This window comes from Streptomyces sp. NPDC048507, assembly GCF_043199995.1.
Classification (GTDB): Bacteria; Actinomycetota; Actinomycetes; order Streptomycetales; family Streptomycetaceae; genus Streptomyces.
Window position 1 is genome coordinate 381,415 of sequence record NZ_JBICWZ010000007.1, and the last position, 21,343, is coordinate 402,757.

At 71.6% G+C, this 21,343-nt stretch carries 19 protein-coding genes and 1 riboswitch; of the genes, 4 read left to right on the top strand and 15 right to left on the bottom strand.

Features of this window, described 5'->3' with window-relative positions; translation table 11 throughout:
• Positions 1–54: 54 nt before the first annotated feature.
• Positions 55–1,851: an AMP-dependent synthetase/ligase gene (locus ACGFXC_RS21995; RefSeq protein ID WP_393715199.1), complete on the top strand. Its 1,797-nt coding sequence runs from the start codon at positions 55–57 to the stop codon at positions 1,849–1,851.
• Positions 1,852–1,881: 30 nt separating this feature from the next.
• Here ACGFXC_RS21995 and ACGFXC_RS22000 read toward each other — a convergent pair whose 3' ends face one another.
• The 7 genes from ACGFXC_RS22000 to ACGFXC_RS22030 form a co-directional block, all read right to left on the bottom strand.
• Positions 1,882–3,498 carry a GMC oxidoreductase gene (locus tag ACGFXC_RS22000; protein ID WP_393715201.1) on the bottom strand — a complete coding sequence of 539 codons (1,617 nt, stop codon included), beginning with the start codon at positions 3,496–3,498 and terminating at the stop codon, positions 1,882–1,884.
• A gap of 202 nt (positions 3,499–3,700) precedes the next feature.
• Positions 3,701–4,843, bottom strand: a complete 1,143-nt coding sequence (locus ACGFXC_RS22005; RefSeq protein WP_393715202.1) for a glycosyltransferase family 4 protein — start codon at positions 4,841–4,843, stop codon at positions 3,701–3,703.
• 23 nt (positions 4,844–4,866) lie between these two features.
• A complete protein-coding gene (locus tag ACGFXC_RS22010; protein ID WP_393715204.1) occupies positions 4,867–5,982 on the bottom strand; it encodes a hypothetical protein in 1,116 nt (371 codons plus the stop codon).
• A 65-nt stretch (positions 5,983–6,047) separates the two neighbouring features.
• Positions 6,048–7,103 (bottom strand): NlpC/P60 family protein, encoded by a 1,056-nt coding sequence (locus ACGFXC_RS22015; protein ID WP_393715206.1) that lies wholly within the window; start codon positions 7,101–7,103, stop codon positions 6,048–6,050.
• 253 nt (positions 7,104–7,356) lie between these two features.
• Complete coding sequence (locus tag ACGFXC_RS22020; RefSeq protein WP_393715207.1) at positions 7,357–8,427, bottom strand: NlpC/P60 family protein; 1,071 nt, start codon at positions 8,425–8,427, stop codon at positions 7,357–7,359.
• A 285-nt stretch (positions 8,428–8,712) separates the two neighbouring features.
• Entirely contained in the window at positions 8,713–10,077 is a 1,365-nt protein-coding gene (locus ACGFXC_RS22025) for an NYN domain-containing protein (protein WP_393715380.1), read from the bottom strand.
• Between the two features lie 39 nt (positions 10,078–10,116).
• Positions 10,117–10,356, bottom strand: coding sequence for a hypothetical protein (locus ACGFXC_RS22030; RefSeq protein ID WP_393715208.1), 240 nt, complete (start codon positions 10,354–10,356; stop codon positions 10,117–10,119).
• A 133-nt stretch (positions 10,357–10,489) separates the two neighbouring features.
• On the opposite strand from ACGFXC_RS22030, the gene ACGFXC_RS22035 reads away from it, so the two are divergent.
• Together ACGFXC_RS22035 and ACGFXC_RS22040 are read left to right on the top strand one after the other, a co-directional pair.
• A complete protein-coding gene (locus tag ACGFXC_RS22035) occupies positions 10,490–11,212 on the top strand; it encodes a rhomboid family intramembrane serine protease (protein WP_393715210.1) in 723 nt (240 codons plus the stop codon).
• A complete protein-coding gene (locus tag ACGFXC_RS22040) occupies positions 11,209–11,490 on the top strand; it encodes an Lrp/AsnC family transcriptional regulator (RefSeq protein ID WP_008738815.1) in 282 nt (93 codons plus the stop codon). Before ACGFXC_RS22035 ends, ACGFXC_RS22040 begins: the two co-directional genes overlap by 4 nt.
• A gap of 27 nt (positions 11,491–11,517) precedes the next feature.
• Here the strand turns inward: ACGFXC_RS22040 and ACGFXC_RS22045 are convergent, their stop codons facing one another.
• The 7 genes from ACGFXC_RS22045 to ACGFXC_RS22075 all read right to left on the bottom strand — a co-directional run bounded on the left by ACGFXC_RS22045 (position 11,518) and on the right by ACGFXC_RS22075 (position 19,412).
• On the bottom strand, positions 11,518–12,111 hold the full coding sequence (locus tag ACGFXC_RS22045; RefSeq protein WP_393715212.1) for a ferredoxin: 594 nt from the start codon (positions 12,109–12,111) through the stop codon (positions 11,518–11,520).
• Positions 12,112–12,123: 12 nt separating this feature from the next.
• On the bottom strand, positions 12,124–13,530 hold the full coding sequence (locus ACGFXC_RS22050; protein ID WP_393715213.1) for an aminotransferase class V-fold PLP-dependent enzyme: 1,407 nt from the start codon (positions 13,528–13,530) through the stop codon (positions 12,124–12,126).
• 224 nt (positions 13,531–13,754) lie between these two features.
• A riboswitch (SAM riboswitch) is annotated at positions 13,755–13,871 on the bottom strand.
• A gap of 95 nt (positions 13,872–13,966) precedes the next feature.
• Positions 13,967–15,031, bottom strand: a complete 1,065-nt coding sequence (gene trpD / locus ACGFXC_RS22055) for an anthranilate phosphoribosyltransferase (protein ID WP_393715215.1) — start codon at positions 15,029–15,031, stop codon at positions 13,967–13,969.
• A 167-nt stretch (positions 15,032–15,198) separates the two neighbouring features.
• Positions 15,199–16,854, bottom strand: coding sequence for a cytochrome bc complex cytochrome b subunit (locus ACGFXC_RS22060; protein WP_393715217.1), 1,656 nt, complete (start codon positions 16,852–16,854; stop codon positions 15,199–15,201).
• Positions 16,851–17,909 (bottom strand): Rieske 2Fe-2S domain-containing protein, encoded by a 1,059-nt coding sequence (locus ACGFXC_RS22065; protein WP_393715219.1) that lies wholly within the window; start codon positions 17,907–17,909, stop codon positions 16,851–16,853. The genes ACGFXC_RS22060 and ACGFXC_RS22065 overlap by 4 nt, the downstream gene beginning before the upstream one ends.
• Complete coding sequence (locus ACGFXC_RS22070) at positions 17,906–18,715, bottom strand: c-type cytochrome (RefSeq protein WP_393715221.1); 810 nt, start codon at positions 18,713–18,715, stop codon at positions 17,906–17,908. The genes ACGFXC_RS22065 and ACGFXC_RS22070 overlap by 4 nt, the downstream gene beginning before the upstream one ends.
• Positions 18,716–18,791: 76 nt before the next feature.
• Complete coding sequence (locus ACGFXC_RS22075) at positions 18,792–19,412, bottom strand: heme-copper oxidase subunit III (protein WP_053676065.1); 621 nt, start codon at positions 19,410–19,412, stop codon at positions 18,792–18,794.
• A gap of 199 nt (positions 19,413–19,611) precedes the next feature.
• Here ACGFXC_RS22075 and ACGFXC_RS22080 point away from each other — a divergent pair, with 199 nt between their 5' ends.
• Positions 19,612–20,022 (top strand): hypothetical protein, encoded by a 411-nt coding sequence (locus tag ACGFXC_RS22080; RefSeq protein WP_393715223.1) that lies wholly within the window; start codon positions 19,612–19,614, stop codon positions 20,020–20,022.
• 71 nt (positions 20,023–20,093) lie between these two features.
• Here the strand turns inward: ACGFXC_RS22080 and ACGFXC_RS22085 are convergent, their stop codons facing one another.
• Positions 20,094–21,341: an Ig-like domain-containing protein gene (locus ACGFXC_RS22085; protein ID WP_393715224.1), complete on the bottom strand. Its 1,248-nt coding sequence runs from the start codon at positions 21,339–21,341 to the stop codon at positions 20,094–20,096.
• Positions 21,342–21,343: the final 2 nt, after the last annotated feature.

Here is a 21,343-nt window from a genome sequence, read left to right on the forward strand (position 1 = left end):
GGTAACGTCCGGTCGGTCCACACGGTGGCGATGGCGCCCAGAGGAGCAGCAGTCTTGCGCGAGTTCAGCCTTCCGGCCCTGTACGAGGTCCCTTCGGACGGGAACCTGACGGATCTCGTCCGCCGCAACGCCTCCCAGCATCCCGACACCGCCGTCATGAGCCGCAAGGTCGACGGCCGGTGGCAGGACGTGACCGCGACGGAGTTCCTCGCCGAGGTGCGGGCCACCGCCAAGGGCCTGATCGCCGCGGGCGTCGAACCCGGCGACCGGGTCGCCCTGATCTCCCGCACCCGCTACGAGTGGGTGCTCCTCGACTTCGCGATCTGGACCGCGGGCGGCGTCACCGTCCCCGTGTACGAGACGAGCTCCGCCGAGCAGGTCCAGTGGATCCTCGGGGACTCCGGCGCGGTCGCCGTCATCGCGGAGAGCCCCGCGCACAGCGCGACCGTGGCCTCCCTGCGCGACCGACTGCCGGAGCTGCGCGAGGTCTGGGAGATCGAGCGGGACGCCCTGGCCGCCCTGAAGACCGCGGGCGCCGCCGTCACCGACGCCGAGGTGGACGCGCGCAGCGCCCTCGCCAACGCCGACGACCCCGCCACCATCGTCTACACCTCGGGCACCACCGGCCGCCCCAAGGGCTGCGTGCTGACCCACCGCAACTTCTTCGCCGAGTGCGGCAACGTGGTGGAGCGCCTGAGCCCGCTCTTCCGGACCGGCGAGTGCTCCGTGCTGCTGTTCCTGCCGGCCGCGCACGTCTTCGGGCGCCTGGTGGAGGTGGCGGCCGTGCTGGCACCGATCCGGCTGGGCTGCGTACCGGACATCAAGAACCTGACGGACGAGCTCCAGTCGTTCCGGCCCACCCTGATCCTCGGGGTGCCGCGCGTGTTCGAGAAGGTCTACAACTCGGCGCGCGCCAAGGCCCAGGCCGACGGCAAGGGCAGGATCTTCGACGCGGCCGCCGACACGGCCATCGCCTACAGCCGGGCGCTGGACGCCCCGGGCGGCCCGTCCTTCGGTCTGCGCCTCAAGCACAAGATCTTCTCCAAGCTGGTCTACGGCAAGCTGCACACGGTCCTCGGCGGGCGCGGCGAGTACGCGATCTCCGGCGGCGCGCCGCTGGGCGAGCGGCTCGGGCACTACTTCCGCGGCATCGGCTTCACGGTGCTGGAGGGCTACGGCCTGACCGAGTCCTGCGCGGCCACGGCCTTCAACCCGTGGGACAAGACGAAGATCGGTACGGTCGGCCAGCCGCTGCCGGGCTCGGTGGTGCGCATCGCGGACGACGGCGAGGTGCTGCTGCACGGCGAGCACATCTTCAAGGAGTACTGGAAGAACGAGAGCGCGACCGCCGAGGCGCTGACCGACGGCTGGTTCCACACCGGCGACGTCGGCACCCTCGACGAGGACGGCTACCTCGCCATCACGGGCCGCAAGAAGGAGCTCATCGTCACGGCGGGCGGCAAGAACGTCGCCCCCGCGGTGATCGAGGACCGGATCCGGGCGCACGCGCTGGTCGCGGAGTGCATGGTGGTCGGCGACGGGCGGCCGTTCGTGGCGGCGCTGGTCACCGTCGACGAGGAGTTCCTGGTCCGCTGGGCCGCGGAGAACGGCAAGCCGGCCGGGGTGACGGCGGCGGAGCTGCGCGAGGACGCGGAGCTGATCGCCGCCGTCCAGAAGGCCGTCGACGACGGCAACGCGGCGGTTTCCAAGGCGGAATCGGTGCGGAAATTCCGCATCCTCGGCTCCCAGTTCACTGAGGAGTCGGGCCACATCACGCCCTCGCTGAAGCTGAAGCGGAACGTGGTGGCCAAGGACTTCGCGGACGAGATCGAGGCGCTGTACCGGGGCTGAGCCGCCCCGGACCTCGCCGGGGCCGGCGCGCTAGCGGGGGTCCTCGGCGAGGATCCGGGCCATGTTCCGCTCCGCGAGGGCGGTGATGGTGACGAACGGGTTCACCCCGAGCGACCCCGGTACGAGCGAGCCGTCGACGACGTACAGCCCCTGGTAGCCCTTGGCGCGGCCGTAGGCGTCCGTGGCCTCGCCGAGGACGCAGCCGCCCAGCGGGTGGTAGGTGAAGTCGTCGGCGAAGGCCCTGTTGCCGCCGAAGAGGTCGTAGCGGTAGATCGTGAAGTTGGCCCGGTTGACGCGGTCGAAGAGGTTCTTGGCCGCCCGCACCGCCGGGGCGTTCTGGTCGCGGCGCCAGTTGAGCCGCGCCGAGTCGGTGGCGGCGTCGTAGGTGAAGTGGCCGCGCTCCGGGTTCTTGGTGATGGCCAGGTACATCGAGATCCAGTGCTCGAAGCCCATCGGGAGCGGGGCGATCTCGGCGAAGACGGGGTTGGCGGCGTTGTCCCAGTCGTCGATGCCCAGGGCGGGCATGGTGGCCTGGTTGGCTCCGACGGTGTCCCACAGGTGGTTGGCGCGGGCGGTCATGACGTTGCCGTTGGGGCCCCAGCCGAGACCTACGCGCTCGCTCAGCGCGGGCAGCGTGCCGCGCTCGCGGGCGCGCAGCAGGATCTCGGTGGTGCCGAGGCTGCCGGCGCCGAGGAAGAGCTGCCTGCAGCCGAGTTCGCGGACCTGGGTGACCTTTCCGGTGACGTCGCTGGTCCGCACGGTGAGGACGTAGCCGCCGGCCGGGTCGGGGCGGACGCCGACCACGCGCTGCATGGTCTCGATGGTGACGTTGCCGGTGCCGAGGGCGGCGGCCAGGTAGGTCTTGTCCACGCTCTTCTTGCCGTGGTTGTTGCCGTAGATGACCTCCCCGGCGAGGGCCGACCTGGTGGCGGTGCCGGCGGCCTCGCGCTGCATGTACGCGAAGTCGTAGACGTTGGGCACGAAGGTGGTCTTCAGGCCGGTGTTCTGGGCGTGCTTGCGGGAGATCCGGGCGAAGCGGTACCACTCCGTGGACTCGAACCAGGCGGGGTCGATGTCGTTGACGCCGAGCATGGCGCGGGCGCGCGGGTAGTACGTGCCGTACATCTCGTCGGCGTCGACCTGGGGCAGGACCTCGGTGAAGTACGAGCGCCTCGGGGTGGGCGACATGCCGCCGTTGACGAGTGAGCCGCCGCCGACGCCGCGGCCGACGTAGACGGACATGTCGCCGTAGTTCACCCGGTCCAGGACGCCGGGGTAGGGGCTGATGTCGCGGTTGACCACGTCGAGCCAGAGGAACTGGGCGAGCGGCGCCTCGGTGCGGTTGCGGAACCACATGGAGCGCTGGTCGGGCGCGGAGGTGGAGGGGAAGACCTTCCCGTCGGGCCCGGGGGTGTCCCACAGCCGCCCCATTTCGAGGACGACGGTACGCACCCCCGCCTGCCCGAGGCGCAGCGCGGCGACGGCGGACCCGTAGCCGGATCCGACGACGATGGCGGGCGCGTACTGCGCGGCGGGGGGTTCGGCGGCGGCCGCCGAGGAGAGCCCGATGCGGGTGAATCCGAGGGCCGCCGCGGTCTGGAGTGCGCCGATGCCCAAGAGGTGACGGCGCGTCAGGTTGGGTGTCATGGCCGCATCATGAGCGGATTCCGCCCAACCGGCCATAACCCGCACTGACATGTATGTGAGTGACAGTCAGACATGGCTCGACCGTAGGCCGGAGCCCGCCCGGGCCCGTCCGGTTCGCCGGAGCGCGCCCGCGCCGGGCGCCGGGGAGCGATAATCCCCCCCCGCCCGCCGGGCACCGGGGCGGCGCCCGGCGGACGTACGCCTACAGCAGCTCGCGCAGGCGGTCCGCGAGGAGGTCCCAGCGCCACTTCTCCTCGACCCAGGCGCGGCCGCGCGCGCCCATGCGCGCGCGCAGTTCCGGGTCCTGGAGGAGGGCGACGATCCGCTCGGCGGCCTCGTCCGGGGAGCCGCCGCGCACGACCCAGCCGGTCTCCCCGTCGAGCACCGCGTCGGGCGCGCCGCCCGAGTCGCCCGCGACCACCGGCAGGCCCGTCGCGGAGGCCTCCAGGTAGACGATCCCGAGCCCCTCCACGTCCAGTCCGCCCCGCCGGGTCCGGCACGGCATCGCGAAGACGTCACCCGCGCCGTAGTGGGCCGGCAGCTCCTCCCAGGGGACCGCCCCGGTGAAGACCACCGACTCCGCGACCCCGGCGCGGGCGGCCAGCGCGCGCAGGTCCGCCTCGTACGGGCCGCCGCCCACGACCAGCAGCACCGCGTCCGGCACGGCCGCCAGGATCCGGGGCATGGCCTCGATCAGGGTGTCCTGCCCCTTGCGCGGGACCAGCCGGGATACGCACACGGCCACCGGCCGGCCGGTCAGGCCCAGCCGGGCCCGGACCTCGGCGCCGCCCGATCCGGGGTGGAAGGTCTTCTCGTCCACCCCCGGCGGCAGTTGGACCATCCGGGCCGCCGCCCGCTCCGTGACGGCGGAGGCGATCCGCGCACGCGTGTACTCGCCCAGGTAGGTCAGGGTGTCGGTGCCCTCGCCGATCCGCCGCAGCAGCTGCCGCGCGGCCGGCAGCTGCGCCCAGCCCGCCTCGTGCCCGTGGGTGGTGGCGACCAGCCGCCGGGCACCCGCCCGGCGCAGCGCCGGGCCCATCAGCCCGAGCGGGGCGGCCGCCCCGAACCACACCGAACCGCAGCCGTGTTCGCGCAGCAGGGACACCGCCCGGCGGGTCACCCGGGGCGTCGGCAGCAGCATGGTGGTGCGGTCGCGCACCACCGGGAAGGGCTGCTCGGCGTCGAAGGCGGCGGTGGCCGCCCGGCCCTCGGCTCCGTGCTTCCAGGTGGAGGCGTAGACGACGACCTGTTCGGGGTCGAGGCGCAGCGCCATGTTGTGCAGGAAGGCCTGGATGCCGCCCGGGCGCGGCGGGAAGTCGTTGGTCACGATCAGCGTCTTGTGCATCGCTGCCAACGTACCGGACGGCGTCAGCCCAGTTCGTGGCGCAGGGCCTCCTGCCAGGCCCGCGTCAGCCCCTGCCGGTCCGTGCCCAGTACGGTTTCCAGCGCGGCCGGCAGCGACTCGCGGCCCGCCCGTTCGTAGAGCCGTACGAGGGCCGCCGCGCCCCAGCGGTCCGCGATGAGACGGCAGGCCAGCCAGGCGCCCTCGTAGGCCCGGGCGGCGGCCTCCTGGTCGCCGCCGAAGGCGAACGCGGCGTCGGCCGGGAGCTCCCCGGGCGGTCCCCCCTCGCGGACGGCGCGGGCGAGGGCGGGCGCCGCCTCGGCCGGGGTGAGCGGGCCGTCCCGGTAGGCGACCCAGTCGGCGAAGCCCTCGGACAGCCACTGCGGGGTCCCGGCCGTGGTGGCGCCGCGGGTGGCGACGTGGGTGGCCTCGTGGGTCAGGACGACGTCCTTGCCCGCCGCGCCGAGCTGCGCGTACCCCTCCGGGTTGATCACGATCCGGTCGGCCGGGGCCGGTCCGCCGCCGATGCTGCCGGTGGTGACGGCGCCCAGCCCCCGGTAGGTGGCGGCGGGCTTCCCGAGCAGCGCGGCCATCGCGTCCAGCGAGCCGGGGACGAGCACCACCACCCGGCGCGCCCACGCGTCCGGCCAGGCGGCGCTCACTGCGGGCACCGCCCGGTCGGCCTCCCGGCCCACCTCGGCCAGTGTCGCGGGGCTCTGCCCGACGCCGAGCACCAGGGAGGCGGCGCCCCGTACGGCGGCCACCTCGCCCTGGTCCCACAGCTGCGGGGGCGCCCCGGGGGCGGGCCCGTCGGAGGTCACCTTCCAGGCGGCGCCCTCCCGGGTCAGCTCCACCGCGCGGGCGGACCTGGCGGGGGCCCCGTCGTAGCCGGCCAGCCGGTAGCGCAGGGCGGCGCGCACGTGGGCCCGTACGCCGTCCAGCCGGACGGAGCCGACCTCGTAGGTCCAGCCCTCCAGCGGGATCCCGGCGAGCCGCGCGGGCGGGGTCCGCGACCAGGCGGCGACGGCCTCCCGGACCCCGGCCTCCTCGCCCCCGCGCCCGGCGGGCCGCCCGCACGCCACCAGCGGCAGCAGGCAGAGCAGCAGCGCGAGGAGGCGCGGGACGGTGCGGATCGGGCTCACCCGCCCGATCGTACGCAGGCCCCGCCCGTCCCCCACGGGCGGCGGCACGGTCCGGCGGAGCCGTCTTAGGGCCGGGTCACCGAGGAGACCGGCATCATCCCGACGGGGTCGTAGCGCACCCGGGCGCCCGGGTAGGGGGCGTGCACCACCTGACCGTTGCCCACGTACATGCCGACGTGGCTGGCGTCCGAGCGGTACGTCACCAGGTCCCCGGGCTGGGCCTGCGAGAGCGGCACCTGGCGGCCCGCGTACCGCTGGGCCTGCGACGTGCGCGGCAGGGAGACCCCCGCCTGCCGGTAGGACCACACCATCAGCCCGGAGCAGTCGAAACCGGAGGGGCCGGTGGAGCCCCATACGTACGGCCGTCCGACGGCCGCCCGGGCCGCCATCACGGCCGTCATGGCGCGGCCCGAGGCGTGGCCGCCGCCCCCGGCGAAGGAGGGGTCCGGCAGCACGCCGGGGCGGCCGCCCGAGCGGGAGGCCCGCTCGAAGTCGGCCCGCTCCCCCGAGGGCATGGCGTCGAGCAGCTGCCGGGCGGCGGCGAGCTTCGCCGTGACGGAGCGCTTCTGGGTGGCCACCTCGGTGCGCAGGGCCTCCAGCTCGGAGAGCTTGCGGGTGGCCTCCTGGCGCTGCTGGCCGATCCGGCGCTGCTCCTCGCGCAGTTCGCCCAGCTGCTGGGCCTGGCGGCCGCTGAGCCGGTTCAGGACGGCCGACTTGTCGAGGTAGTCCCCGGGGTCGTCGGACAGCATCAGCTCGACCGTCGGGTCCAGGCCGCCCGAGCGGTACTGGGCTCCGGCGAAGGCGCCGAGAACCCCGCGCATGGTGTTGATGCGCTCCTGGCCGCGGGCGACCGCGTCCTGGGCCCGGCTGATCTCGGCCCGCAGCCGGTCGGCCTTCTCGCCCGCCTCGTTGAACCGCTCGGTGGCCTGTTCGGCCTCTTCGAAGAGGCGGTCGACCTGGGCGCGGGAACCGGTGGAGGGGGCCGGCGGGAGTCCGGGGGACGCCTGGGCGGCGGGTGCGCCCGTCAGGGCCACGGCGGCGGTGGCCGCGGCGGCGGTCAAGACGGTGACCTTGGTGCTCCGGTCGAGGCCGCTGAGGCCGGTCCGGCGATGGGACGCCACGTGGAACCGCTCCCTTCCGCTGCGCGGGGCCCGGGTCCGCCCTCCGTGGACGGCCGTGTGCCGGGTTCCGCGGTGGCAGACAGTAGCCGCGCCACCACGCACCGGCCAACGACCGGCGCGGGGCGCACATGCCGGAGCCCCGCCTCAGACGCAGGTCACCGGCGGGGCACGGGGTCAGGGCGGCTCCGCGCAATTCGCCCGGATGGGCGGTGTGCGGCGCGTCCCGGCGACGGGGCGGGCGGGGCGGAGCGGGTCAGCCGACGCGGACGCCGAACTGGAAGGGCATGTTCTTCATGGCCTCGTAGCGGACGCCGCCGGTGGGGTTGGAGGCGTGGAAGACCTGGCCGTTGCCGGCGTAGAGGCCCACGTGGTGCAGGTCGTCGTAGAAGAAGACCAGGTCGCCGGGCTGGAGCTGGCTCATGCCGATGCGCGTGCCGTCGTTGACCTGGGTGTAGGTGGTGCGGCTGATGTCGACGCCGGCCTGCGCGTAGGCCCACTGCGTCAGTCCGGAGCAGTCCCAGGAGTCGGGGCCGGTGTCGCCCATGTGGTACCGGTCGCCCTTCTGGGTCAGCGCGGCGGCGAGCGCGTCGGCGGCCCGGCCCGAGCCCTTGACGGGGCCCCCGCCCGATCCCGCTCCGGCCCCGGGCTTGGCTCCGCCGCCGCCGTTCGCGGCGTTCGCGGCGCTCTCGCCGTCCTTGGCCGCCTCGCTCTTGAGCTGCCCGCGCTCCTCCGCGGTCAGCGAGTTGAGCTGGGCCTGGGCGTCCGCGAGCTTGTCCTGGGCGGTCTTCTTCTTCTCGGCCAGCTCCTTGCGGGTGGCGTCGAGGTCGGCGAGCTTGCCGGTGGCCTCCGCGCGCTGCTGGGCGAGGCTGCGCTGCTTGGCCTGGATCTTGGATATCGCCTCGACCTGCTTGCCGCTCAACTGCTGGAGCGTGGAGGCCTTGTCGAGGTAGGTCTCCGGGTCACCGGACAGCAGCAGCTCCACCGACTGGTCGAGGCCGCCGCCGCGGTACTGGGCGGTCGCCATCGAACCGAGGGTGTTGCGCAGGCCGTTGAGCTCGTCCTGGCCGCGGGCGACCTGGTCCTGGAGCTGCGCGATCTCCTTCTCCAGCTTGTCCTGGCGGTCCTTGGCGGCGTTGGCCTTCTCGCCCGCCTGCTCGGACTCCTCGTAGAGGGCGTCGACCTTGGATTTGACCTCGTCCTTGCCGGGCTTGTCCGGCGCGGCCATGGCCGACTGGGAGGAGAGGGCGACGGCCGCGGTGGCGAGGGCCGTGAGCACGCTCACGCGCGTACGGGTGGGCGGCTTGGGACGACGGTGGGACGCCACGAGAGCGAGCTCCTTCTTCCTGGAGCCGCCGAAGACGGTCGGGGGCTCGGCAGCGCGCCTCCGCCGTCACCCCGAATGAGTGAACTACCGCACGAAGGTTTGAACTGACCCTAGTGACCTGCCTGTGATCAGTTCAAATCCCCGCGAGAAAAATTCCGCTTCGGGACCGGCCTTTTTACCCGCGGCCCACGCTGCGTGCCGGGGAGTTGACGGTGCGTCCCCCACTCCGGGCGCCAATTCCGGCATTGCGCGCAGCAGTTACGAAAGCCGCCAAAGCCCCGTCGGTTACGAAACCCTCGACAGCCGCTTCAGCAGCAGCGCCGACGTCACCGGCCGTGCCCCCGCCTTCGCCACCCCGTCGGCCACCTCCCGGTCCGTGGAGACCACGACCACCGGACGGCCGGACGGCTCGGCCCGCACCAGCTGGCGGATCAGCTCGTCGGCCGTCACCCCGGCCTTGGAGAACAGCACCCGCACCCCGCGCGGCGGGGCGAGCAGCACCGGGGCCGCCAGCTCCGCCCCGTCGAACACGCAGGTCATCTCGGCGCCCGTCTGCGCGGCCAGCATCGACAGCCCGCCCAGCAGCCGCAGCCGCTGCTTCTCCAGCGGCATCGTCGGGTACCCGGTCTTGGTCACGTTGTAGCCGTCGACCACCAGGTGCGCCTGGGGCAGCGCCAACAGCTGGTCCAGCAGAGCCGGATCGGTCTCCGACAGGGCGCGCGCCGCGATGTCCTTCGGCGTCATCCGGCCCGGCTCCACGGCCTCCACCGTGTCGGCCGGGCGCGTCGACAGCGGCGGCAGCGCCAGTTCGCGGCGCAGCCCCGCCGCCGCGTCCAGCACCGTGTCCAGCAGCAGCCGCAGCCGCATGTCCTCGATGCTGCGCCCCTCGCGGGTGGCCCGGCGCGAGGTCTCCAGCGCCGACTCCACCTCCGCCAGCCGGGACTTGAGCCGCCGGGTCTCGCTCTCGGCGGCCGCCACCTGCGCGGCCGCCTCGGCCCGGAACCCGTCGATCTCCGCCGTCACCTTCCGCAGCGCCGCCTCGCCCCGCTTGACGTCGCTCAAGGCACTGCGCAGCTTGCGCTGAAGCGATTCCGCTTCCTTGCGGGAGGCCTCCAGGTCGACCCGCACCTGGTCGCCGCCGGAGCGCTGCTGCTCCCTGGCCTGGGCCAGCTCCCCGCGCAGCCGTTCGACTTCCCGGCGGGTCTCGTCGCCGACCCGCTCGGCGTCGGCGCGCTGCGCCTCCTCGCCCGCGGCGGCCACCAGCTTCACCCAGCCGGCCGGACGCAGCACGTACGCGGCGGCCGCCACGTCCAGCGGGTCCGCCGCGGCCGGCGGGGCTCCGGCGTCCAGCGCGCCCGCCAGCTCCGGCTGCGCCTCGCGCAGCTTCTCCGCGACCCGGCTGCGGAAGGCGCCGTCCGTCTCCACGGCGGCCGCCATGGCGTTCCCGGCGAACTTGGCCCGCCGGGTCGGGGTGAAACGGGCGTACTGGCGCAACTGCGCCGGAAGGTCCGCGACCGTCAGTCCGCCGAAGGCGTCCGAGACGAGCGCGACGACCCGGCGCCGCACGCCTTCCGGCAGCGGGCGGTCGAGCACCTCGGCGGCGTCGCCGGCCGCGTCGGCCGGCTCAGCGCCGCTTGCTGGCTCCACAATCCGTCACCCCTACCGTGATCTACTGTGGGCCCGGCTCCCTCAGGAGCCGGTGCCCGGCCTGTCCACGAGCTCGATCTGGTCCACCGCGTTGCACCAGCGACATCGCACCGACTCGATGGTCTCACTGACCACCTCGCGCTCCTCGACCTTGGGCTCCCCGGCGAGGTCCAGGTGGACGTACTCGACGGCCTTCGACGAACGGGTGACGTCGAACCGCGTGAGGTTGCCGCACAACGTGCAGCGCCACCGGGTGGTGTCGGTCGGCAGGGGAACCGTCATCGGGCCGCACTCTCCTTCGTAGCTCATTCAATCAAAGCGTTCCCGGCCCCGCGTTGCGCTCGCGGACCGCAGCACGTAACCCTACGGCCTGGCAACGCCCCCGGGCGGGTGCTCCTGCGTCATGCTCTGTCGCATGATCGTAAAGTGGCTGACGGTCCGCGAGGCCGCCCGGGGCCCGGTGGTCACCTACGCGCTGATCGCCGGCTGCTGCCTGGCGTTCGTGCTCGGCCCGGCCTCCGGCCTCAATCCCTCCTACGGCACGGGCGAACGCCTGCTGGACTCGGGCACGCGGTACTTCCAGCACTGGGGCGTGGTCCCCGACGAACTGTTCTCCGGGGCCGGACGCCCGCTGCTGACCCCGCTGACCGCGCTCTTCGTCCACGGCAGCTGGCTGCACCTGCTCGGGAACATGCTCTTCCTGCACGTCTTCGGCGCGATGACGGAGGAACGGATGGGCCGGGCGCCGTTCCTCGTCTTCTACGTGTGCACCGGATATCTGGCGCTGGCGGCGTACGCGGCGGCCAACGCCTCCTCCGACCAGACGCTGGTCGGCGCGTCGGGAGCCATCTCGGCGGTGCTCGGGGCCTTCCTCTGCCTCTTCCCGAAGGCGCGGGTGACGAGCCTGTTCCCGTTCCTGCTCTTCCTGCCGCTGCGCTTCCCGGCCTGGATCGTGCTGATGTTCTGGTTCGCCCTGCAGTGGCTGGCCGCGCAGCGCGCGGAGAGCGGGCCCGGAGTGGCCTACCTGGCCCACGTGGTGGGCTTCTCCGTGGGCTTCCTCTACGCGTGGGCGCGCTATCGGCGTACGACTAGAGTGAGGAGACCAGTGACTGCCGGCGAGGGAGACAGCCAACCGTGATCACCGCGATCGTGCTCATCAAGACCAGCGTGGACCGCATCCCCGAGATCGCCGAGTCCATCGCCGCGCTGGACAGCGTCAGCGAGGTCTACTCCGTCACCGGCACGTACGACCTGATCGCACTGGTCCGCGTGGCCCGCCACGAGAACCTGGCCGACATCATCCCCGGCCGCATCAGCAAGATCCCGGGCGTCGAGGCGACCGACACGCACGTGGCGTTCCGCACCTACTCGCAGCACGACCTGGAAGCCGCGTTCGCCATCGGCCTGGACGCGTAACGCCCGGCCGGTCCCGGGCCCGGGGCCTCACAGCCCCGGCAGAGCCTCCGCCGACCGGGCGGTCCGGCCCTCCTGGAGCCGGAAGAGGTAGCCGCGCAGGTACCCCTCCAGCTCGCCGTCGATGTGGGACACGTACGCGCGGGCCCCGCCCGCCGCCTCCCGCTCGTCGGCGCGGGCCGACACCGACCAGGTCCGGTCCAGGCGGACGGCCCACTCCCGCACCCGCCGGCGGTCCCGCCACCAGTCACGGACGAGTTCCGGGGTCCAGTACGCGTCCCCGTCTCCTCCGTAGGCCCCGAAGACCTCGCACTCGCCCGCGCAGATCAGCTCGTACGCCTCCCGCGGCGAGCGGGGCTGGCGGTAGACGAACTCCTGGCCGTCGCCGTCGTCGTCGTACAGCACGTGCGCGGGCGCGCACCCGCGCCCCGTCCAGCAGGTGTCCGTCTCCGCCGCGTAGAACGGGCCCGGCACGCTGCGCCAGTCCCGTCGGGCCCACGGGTGGTGTACACGTCCGGCGGGACCGCTCCAGTCGTGCCGCACCGGGCCGCGGCGCGGGTCCCACTGGGGCAGCGGCTTGCCCACGATCGCCCGGACGGTCGGCAGGGGGTCCCAGTAGGTCATGACCGCAGCGTGTCAGACCGCCGGGACGCAGCGGCCCTCTTCCGTGCGGTACTGCCACTTGGCGCCGTCCGCGACGAGCTCCTTCACCGCGCGCACGAACCGCTCGACGTGCTCGTCGGGGGTGCCCGCGCCGAAGCTGACGCGGATCGCGTTGAGCGAGCGCTCCCCCGGCGCCGCCTCCGGCGCACCGCACTCGCCCGGCTCCTGCGGCTCGCTGCCGAGCAGGGTGCGGACCAGCGGATGGGCGCAGAAGAGGCCGTCGCGGACGCCGATGCCGTACTCGGCGGACAGGGCCGCGGCGAAGTGGGAGCTGTTCCAGCCGTCGACCACGAAGGAGATCACGCCGACGCGCGGGGCGTCGTCCCCGAAGAGGGACAGGACCCGGACGGCCGGGACCTCGGCCAGGCCCGCGCGGACCTTCGCGATGAGGTGGTTCTCGCGGGCGACGAGGCCCTCGAACCCGGCCTCCTTCAGGGCCCGGCAGGCCGAGGCGATGGAGTAGACGCCGATGACGTTCGGGGAGCCGGCCTCGTGGCGGGCGGCGGTGGTGTGCCACTCGACGTCGACGCCGCCGTCCTCGCGGCGGGCCACCGTACGGGAGGCGCCGCCGCCCGCGAGGTAGGGCGGGGCCTGCTGGAGCCAGTCGGCGCGGCCGGCGAGCACGCCCGAGCCGAAGGGGGCGTACAGCTTGTGGCCGGAGAAGGCGATCCAGTCGACGTCCAGCTCCTGGACGGACACGGGGTGGTGCGGCGCCAGCTGGGCGGCGTCCAGGACGATCCGCGCGCCGTGGGCGTGCGCGGCGGCGGCCAGCTCCTTGACCGGCCACAGCTCGCCGGTGACGTTGGACGCCCCGGTGACGCACACCAGCGCCGGGCCGTAGGGGTCGCGGTCGGCGAGCGCCCGCTCCAGCGTCGCGACGGCCTGGTCCGGGGTGCGGGGGGCGTTCAGGTAGGTGACCTGCGCGTCGCCCCAGGGCAGCAGCGAGGCGTGGTGCTCGGTCTCGAAGACGAAGACCTGGCAGCCGGCCGGGAGGACGGCGGCCAGCAGGTTCAGCGAGTCGGTGGTCGACCGGGTGAAGACCACCTGGTCGGCGGGGCGGCAGTCCAGGAACTCGGCGACCGCGACGCGGCTCTGCTCGAACAGGTCGGTGGACAGCTGGGAGAGGTACCCGGCCCCGCGGTGCACGCTGCCGTAGTAGGGGGCGTACGCGGCCACGTCGTCCCAGACCCGCTGGAGCGCCGGGGCGCTGGCCGCGTAGTCGAGGGCGGCGTAGGTGACCTCGCCACCGGTCACGAGCGGCACGGTGACGTCCCGGCCGAGGACCGGCAGCGGCGCGGCACAGGCGGGGTCGACGCCGGCGTCGGCGCAGGCGGCAACGGAGTCGGCGGCGGTGGCGGTGGCGTTCAGGGTTGCGGACATGGCGGTGTCTCCCGGCAGGCAGGGCTGAATGGCTTCGTTGTTCGGCCCGTACGCGGGTACGGCTCGGCGGCCGGCCACAGGGGTACGGGGAGAGCCTCGGAAGGACATGGGGGTACGCCGCGGCGACCCTGTTCCGAGGGGTGAAGAAGGGGCGGAGTCGCCCTATCGCATTCGCTTGCTCACGGAAAAAGCTCCTCGAAGACCCAGGACCCCTGGTATCGAGGGATCCGCGCTTGCCGTAGACCTCGCTGCCTACGACCTGGTCATCACCCGGGGCACCCCGCCACGGAAGGAGGGTTGCCGGACAGCGAGCCGGGGCCAAAACGCTGTCACTCGTGACCTGGTCAGCATCCTGCCACAAGATCCCCCGCGCACAAGACCCCGGTCCACCATGTGGACCGGGGTCTCGCGGGAACGGCGCTCCGGCCGTCGCGGGTCAGGCGTTGCTGGCGGCCACCCAGCGCTCCAGCGCCGCCCGGGCCGAACCCGAGTCGATCGACTCGGCCGCACGGGCGATGCCCGCCGCGATCTGCTCCTCCAGCGAGCCGGTGCCCGGGTCCAGCGCCACCAGGGCAGCCGCCGAGTTCAGCAGGACGGCGTCGCGCACGGGGCCGCTCTCACCGGCCAGCAGCCGGCGGGCGACGTCCGCGTTGTAGGAGGGGTCCTCGCCGCGCAGGTCGGCGACGTCCACGATCGGGATCCCGACGTCGCGCGGGTCGAAGGCCAGCTCGGTGACCTTGCCCCCGCGGACCCACCAGACCCGGGAGGTCGCCGTCGTGGTCAGCTCGTCCATGCCGTCGTCGCCGCGGAAGACCAGAGCCGAGGAGCCGCGCTCCGCGAGCACCCCGGCGACGATGGGCGCCACCCGCGGGTCGGCCACGCCCGTGGCCTGCGCGCGCACCCGCGCCGGGTTGGTCAGCGGGCCGAGGAAGTTGAAGGTGGTCCGGATGCCCAGCTCCTTGCGGGCGGCCGCCACGTGCCGCAGGGCGGGGTGGAACTTGACCGCGAAGCAGAAGGTGATGCCGGCCTCCTCGACCACCTCCGCCACCCGGGCCGGGGTGAGGTTGAGGTTGACGCCGAGCTTCTCCAGGACGTCGGAGGAGCCGCTCGCCGAAGAGGCGGCCCGGTTGCCGTGCTTGACCACCTTGGCACCGGTACCGGCCACCACGAGCGCCGACATGGTGGAGATGTTGACGGTCTTCGCCCCGTCCCCGCCCGTGCCGACGATGTCCACCGTGCGGCCCGGCACCTCGATCAGGTTGGCGTGATCGTACATGGCACGCACCATGCCGTTGATCTCCGCGACCGTCTCCCCCTTGGCCCGCAGCGCCACCATGAAACCGGCGATCTGCGCGTCCGTGGCCTCGCCGCGCATGACGCGGTCCATGGCCCAGGCGGTGTCGTCCGCCCCGAGGTCGCGGCCGGTGAGCAGGGCGTCGAGGAGACCCGGCCAGCCGCGGGCCGCCACGCTGTCGCCGCCTGCCGGGGTCACAACGTTCATGGTCCGCTCCTGCTGCTCGGAAAAAGTTCCACGTGGAATGGGGAAGGATCTCAGCCTATCCAGCCCCGGAGACGGCAAAGAGCCCCGTCCAGACACTGGACGGGGCCCTCACCGTGGCAACACCGGGATTGGCCGGAACCGATCCCTCTAACGGGTCCTACCGGAGGTCAGTGGTGGCCGTGGCCGCTCTGGATCTCCTTGTACTCCTCCACCGTCGGCTTGGGGATGTGGGTGTTCTCCCCGTAGAAGCCCTTGCTGAGCTTCGCGCGCAGCTTCTCGGTGGCCTTCACCTTGCGCTCGACACCGTTCTCGTCGACCGTCGGGCCGATCTCGATCGGGTCGTACTGCGTGTGCGAGGTGAGGGTGTGCAGCTTGCCCTGCGAGAGCGGCTCGTGGACCTCGACGAACTCACCGTGCGGCAGGCGCTTGATGATGCCGGTCTCGCGACCGTGCAGCACCTTGTCGTGGTCCCGGCGCTGGAGGCCGAGGCAGATCCGCTTGGTGATCACGAAGGCGACGACCGGGCCCAGGAAGAAGCCGATCCGCGCGAACCAGGTGATCGAGTTGATCGACAGGTGGAAGTACTGCGCGAACATGTCGTTGCCACCGGCGATCAGCAGGATCACGTACCACGTGAGCCAGGCGACACCGAAGGCCGTACGGGTCGGCACGTTGCGCGGGCGGTCCAGGATGTGGTGCTCGTTCTTGTCCCCGGTGACCCAGGACTCGATGAACGGGTACACCGCGATCGCGACCAGGATCAGCGGGAAGATCACCAGCGGTACGAACACGCCCAGGACGAGCGTGTGGCCCCACAGGTTGATCTCCCAGCCGGGCATGGCACGGATCAGGCCCTCGGAGAAGCCCATGTACCAGTCGGGCTGCGCACCGGTGGACACGTGGTCCGGACGGTACGGGCCCAGCGCCCAGATCGGGTTGATCGACGCGAGCGCCGCGATGGCCGCGATGACACCGAAGACCAGGAAGAAGAAGCCTCCGGCCTTGGCCATGTAGACCGGCAGCAGCGGCATGCCGACGACGTTGTTGTTCGTCTTGCCGGGACCCGCGAACTGGGTGTGCTTGTGGTAGAAGACCAGGATCAGGTGGGCCACCAGCAGGCCCATCATGATGCCGGGCAGCAGCAGGATGTGGATCGAGTAGAACCGCGCGACGAAGTCGCCGCCGGGGAACTCGCCGCCGAAGAGGAAGAACGACAGGTACGTGCCGACGATCGGCACGGACAGGATCGCGCCCTCCATGAAGCGGACACCGGTGCCCGAGAGCAGGTCGTCCGGCAGGGAGTAACCGGTGAAACCGGTGAACATGCCGAGGACCAGCAGCAGGAAGCCGAAGACCCAGTTGACCTCGCGGGGCTTGCGGAACGCACCCGTGAAGAACACGCGCATCATGTGCACGAGCATGGCCGCGACGAAGATCAGCGCCGCCCAGTGGTGGATCTGCCGGATGAGCAGACCGCCGCGGACGTCGAAGCTGATGTCCAGCGTCGAGGCGAAGGCCTCGGACATCTGGACGCCCTGCATCGGCACGTACGAGCCGTGGTACACGACCTCGTTCATGCTCGGGTGGAAGAACAGCGTCAGGTACACACCCGTGAGGATGATGATGATGAAGCTGTAGAGGCAGATCTCACCGAGCATGAAGGACCAGTGGTCCGGGAAGATCTTGCGCATGTTGGACTTGGCCAGGCTGTAGATGCCCAGCCGGCCGTCCGCCCAGTCGGCCACGCGCTCGCCGGCCGGGGCCTTGCGTCCTGCGTTGCCCGGCGCGCCGGCAGCTGATGAATTCGTGGTGGCAGTGCTCATCCGCGCTCCCAGAAAGCAGGACCGACGGGCTCTTCGAAGTCGCCGTGCGCTTCGAGGAAGCCTTCGTCATTGACGCCGATCCGCAGCTGCGGAAGCGCGTGACCGGCCGGGCCGAAGATGACTCGGGCGCCGTCGGAGAGGTCGAAGGTGGACTGGTGGCACGGGCAGAGCACGTGGTGCGTCTGCTGCTCGTACAGGCTGATCGGGCAGCCGACGTGGGTGCAGATCTTGGAGTAGGCCACGATCCCCTCGTGGGACCACTCCAGCTCCTGCTTGTCCTTGATGTCCTCCGGCTTGATCCGGACGATCATCAGGGCGGCCTTGGCGATCTGCGTCTGGAAGTCGTGCTGGTCCTCTTCCAGGCCTTCCGGCCGGGCGAAGGTCAGCGAACCGACGAGCACGTCCTCGGGACGCAGCGGCTCGTTGGTGTTGTCGTTGATCAGCAGCTTGCCCTTGGACCACACGGTCTTGCGCAGCTTGTCCTCGGGCAGGGGCCCCAGGTCGCGCAGGATCACGACGGCGGACAGCGGCAGCATGGCCAGCGCGCCGAGCATCGTGTTGCGGATCAGCGGACGGCGGCCGATGCCGGACTCGCTCGCACCGTCGGCGAAGTCCTGGAGGACCTTCGCCTTGACCTCCGCCGGCGCCGCGATCGCGTGGCGCTCGTCGGCGACCTCCACGTCGGACATCAGGGTGCGGGCCCAGTGGACCGCGCCCGCGCCGATGCAGAAGAGCGCCGTGCCCAGGGTCAGACCGAGCGCGAAGTTCAGCGCGCTCACCTTCCCGATGGGGAAGATGTAGACGATCTTGTCGACCGGGAGGGTCACGTAGGAGGCGATGAAGCCGATCGTGGCCAGCATCGACAGCGTGAACAGCATCGCGACCACGCGCTCGGACCGCTTGGCGGCCCGCTCGTCGATGTCCTGGATGCGCGGCTTGTGGACCGGAAGGCCCGGGTCCGCGAACGGCTCGTCCGCGACCGCTACGCCACCGTGGTGCGCGTCGCCCTGCTCGCTCGGCAGGTGCTTCTCTTCGGGAATGTCTTGGCTACTCATGACTTCTTGGCCTTAGCGGTGTGGGCCGCGACCCAGACGGCGACAGCGATCAGCGCACCCAGACCGAAGATCCAGCCGAACAGACCCTCGGAGACGGGGCCGAGGCCGCCGAGCTTGAGGCCACCGGGGCTGGTCGACTTATCGCCGTTGACGTTCTGGAGGTACGCGATGATGTCCTTCTTCTGCTTCTCCGGCATGGTGCTGTCGGGGAAGGAGGGCATGTTCTGCGGGCCGGTGAGCATGGCCTCGTAGATGTGCTTCGGCTCGACGCCCTCGAGGTTCGGGGCGTACTTGCCGTTCGTCAGGGCGCCGCCCTCGCCGGTGAAGTTGTGGCACTGCGCGCAGTTGTTGCGGAACAGGACGCCACCGTTGGCGATGTCGGCACCGGCCGGGTCGTACTGCTTCTCGGTCGGCGTGATCGGGCCGGCACCGAGGGAGGAGATGTATCCCGCGAGCTGGTCGATCTGGGCCTGGGAGTAGATGACCGGCTTCTTCGGCACCTGGGCGCCGGGCTGCTGGGCCGGCATGCGGCCGGTGCTCACCTGGAAGTCGACGGCCGCGGAGCCGACGCCGACCAGGCTGGGGCCGTCAGTGGAACCCTGACCGCCGGTTCCGTGGCAGCTTGCGCAGCCCACGGCGTAGAGCTTCTTGCCCTCCTCGATGGCGAGGGACTGGGCGGTTTCGTCGGCCTGCGCCTTGCTCGCGGGCGCGAAGGCGGCGTACAGCCCCCCAGTGACCGCCAGCGCGAAGAGTAGAACGACGACCGCCGCCAGCGGATGGCGTCGTCGTGCGGAGAGCTTTTTCACGGATTACCCCGGTGTCAGGATCTTCTGCGTCGGTGTTTCTGGATGGAGTGCCGGGACGGGCCCGGCGACGTGTTCGCTACTTGATCAGGTAGATCGTCGCGAAGAGGCCGATCCAGACGACATCGACGAAGTGCCAGTAGTAGGACACGACGATGGCCGACGTGGCCTGTTCGTGGGTGAACCTCTTGGCCGCGTACGTCCGGCCGAGGACCAGCAGGAAGGCGATGAGACCGCCCGTCACGTGCATACCGTGGAAGCCGGTGGTCAGGTAGAACACCGATCCGTACGGGCCGGACGAGAGAGACATGCCCTCGTGCTTGACCAGCTCGGTGTACTCGAACACCTGGCCGCCAATGAAGATCGCACCCATGACGAACGTGATGATGAACCACGTCCGGAGCTTCTTCACGTCACCGCGCTCGGCGGCGAATACGCCGAGCTGGCAGGTGAGCGAGGAGAGCACCAGGATCGTCGTGTTCGTCGCCGAGAAGGGCAGATTCAAGGCCGAAGCCTGTTCTGTCCAGTACTCGGCGCCTGTCACGGATCGCAGGGTGAAGTACATCGCGAAGAGGGCCGCGAAGAACATCAGCTCGGAACTCAACCAGATGATGGTTCCGACGCTGACGAGGTTCGGCCGGTTGACCGTCGGGTGCGCGTGCCCGGTATCTACTGTCGTTGCTGTCGCCACGACCGACATTATGTCGGTCGCTTATCCCGCCCTCACCCCGGGGGGTGCCGTTCGGAGTGTCAGGGGCGTGTGCAAGGCCCGAACGGCCCATCAGATCGCCCTCCCGGCGTCTTGCGCGAGGCTGTCGGAACCGATGTTGACGACCGGTCGGACGGAGTAGCATCCCGCGCAACATCAACGTGATTCACGTGACACGTGGAGGAACGAAATGCGGGCGACTGCGCGGGTTCTGGTCTACAGCGACGACGCGGGCACCCGGGAGCAGGTGCGGCTTGCGGCCGGGCGCAGGCCGGCGGCGGACCTGCCGCCGGTGGAGTTCCTGGAGTGCGCGACGCTTCCGGCGGTGCTCGCCGAGCTGGACGCGGGCGGCATCGACGCCTGCGTGCTGGACGGCGAGGCGGTCCCGGCCGGGGGCATGGGCGTGTGCCGGCAGATCAAGGACGAGATCTTCCGGTGCCCCCCGGTGCTGCTGCTGATGGGGCGTCCCCAGGACGCCTGGCTGGCCACCTGGAGCCGCGCGGACGCCGCGGTCACCCTTCCGGTGGACCCGGTGGACTTCCCGGAGGCCCTGGCGGGCGTCCTGCGGGCCCGGCTGGCCTCCGGGGCCCTTCCGGCCTGATCCGAGCGGAAGTCCAGGCTCCGGCCTCGCCGGGCCCCGGGAACGCCCGGGGTCCGGCCGGAGCGGGCCGCCTAGACCTGGGGCCGCAGGCGGGCCTGGTCCATGGGGCTGCGGCCTTCCTGGGTACCCTTCAGGAGGGCGCTGCCCTCGCGCCAGTCCTTCCAGTCCATGTTCCAGTCGCCGTAGCCGTTGCCGAAGGTGTCCATGTCGTCGCCGATGCTGTTGATCACACGGACGATGTCGCCCTCGGTGATGTTCTCGTAGAACCAGGCGGCGTTGCCGGTGCTCATGCCCGTGCACCCGTGGCTGACGTTCTCGTAGCCCTGGGAGCCCACCGACCACGGCGCGGCGTGCACGTACTCCCCGCTCCAGGTGACCCGGGTGGCGTAGTAGACGGGCAGGTTGTAGTACTCGCTGCCGCCGATGCCCACGGTGTCACCGCGCATCTGGACGAAGTACTGCTTGCCCAGCACCACCTTGACCCCGTTGCGGGTGGAGAAGCCGGGCTTTCCGGTGGTCACCGGAATGGTGTTGATCACTTCTCCGTTCCGCTTGAACGTGAGGTAGTGCGAGGAGGCGTCGGTGGTGACCTCCACCCGGTCGCCGATCTCCAGGTTGAGCGGCTTGGAGGCCGCGCCGTGGAGCTCGTCCGAGATGCGCACGCCCTCCAGGTTGCTCCGTACGGAGACGGTGGAGTTCGCCGGCCAGTAGTCCTTGGGCCGGAAGTGGATGGTCTTGTCGTCCACCCAGTACCAGGCGCCCTCGACGTTGTCCGGGGTGTCGACGACCAGGGCCCGCTCCACGATGGCGCGGGCGGCCTTGTCCTTGACCGGCTCGTTGAGCTCCGCCGTGATGGGCTGTCCGACGCCGTACTTGCCCTCGTCCGGGCCGAATTCGACCTTGAGGACCTTCTTGGCCGGTGTGGTGTCGAACGCCAGCGTGCGCTGCCCTGGAGCGCCGCGTTCGTCCTCCGTGTTCACGGTGACCGTGTAGTGGACGCCCGCGGCCATCGGGACGGTGCTGTGCCAGCGGTCGCCCTTGGCGGAGAGCTCGCCCGCCAGGCGGCGGCCGTGGGTGTCCACGGCCATGACGTCGGTGATGCGGGCCGCCGACTCCTTGAGGGTGATTTCGAGCGGTTTGTCGGGGTCGGCGGGGCGCCCGCCGTTGGCCTCGTTGAAGGCCACGTGCTCACCCGCGTCGTACGGGCGGGCTGACAGCGGGTTCTTCTCGCCGGACCCGCATGCGGTGGCGCCGGCCCCGAGGGACGCGACCAGCAGGGAGCAGCTGAGTACCGTCCAAAGACGCGGTGAGTGCTTCATGG

Coding starts and splice junctions, on each gene's coding strand:
- ACGFXC_RS22000 (WP_393715201.1), bottom strand. CDS start 3,498: ATGACACCCAACCTGACGCGCCGTCACCTCTTGGGCATCGGCGCACTC.
- ACGFXC_RS22005 (WP_393715202.1), bottom strand. CDS start 4,843: ATGCACAAGACGCTGATCGTGACCAACGACTTCCCGCCGCGCCCGGGC.
- ACGFXC_RS22030 (WP_393715208.1), bottom strand. CDS start 10,356: ATGACGGTTCCCCTGCCGACCGACACCACCCGGTGGCGCTGCACGTTG.
- ACGFXC_RS22035 (WP_393715210.1), top strand. CDS start 10,490: ATGATCGTAAAGTGGCTGACGGTCCGCGAGGCCGCCCGGGGCCCGGTG.
- ACGFXC_RS22045 (WP_393715212.1), bottom strand. CDS start 12,111: ATGACCTACTGGGACCCCCTGCCGACCGTCCGGGCGATCGTGGGCAAG.
- ACGFXC_RS22050 (WP_393715213.1), bottom strand. CDS start 13,530: ATGTCCGCAACCCTGAACGCCACCGCCACCGCCGCCGACTCCGTTGCC.
- trpD (WP_393715215.1), bottom strand. CDS start 15,031: ATGAACGTTGTGACCCCGGCAGGCGGCGACAGCGTGGCGGCCCGCGGC.
- ACGFXC_RS22060 (WP_393715217.1), bottom strand. CDS start 16,854: ATGAGCACTGCCACCACGAATTCATCAGCTGCCGGCGCGCCGGGCAAC.
- ACGFXC_RS22065 (WP_393715219.1), bottom strand. CDS start 17,909: ATGAGTAGCCAAGACATTCCCGAAGAGAAGCACCTGCCGAGCGAGCAG.
- ACGFXC_RS22075 (WP_053676065.1), bottom strand. CDS start 19,412: ATGTCGGTCGTGGCGACAGCAACGACAGTAGATACCGGGCACGCGCAC.
- ACGFXC_RS22080 (WP_393715223.1), top strand. CDS start 19,612: ATGCGGGCGACTGCGCGGGTTCTGGTCTACAGCGACGACGCGGGCACC.
- ACGFXC_RS22085 (WP_393715224.1), bottom strand. CDS start 21,341: ATGAAGCACTCACCGCGTCTTTGGACGGTACTCAGCTGCTCCCTGCTG.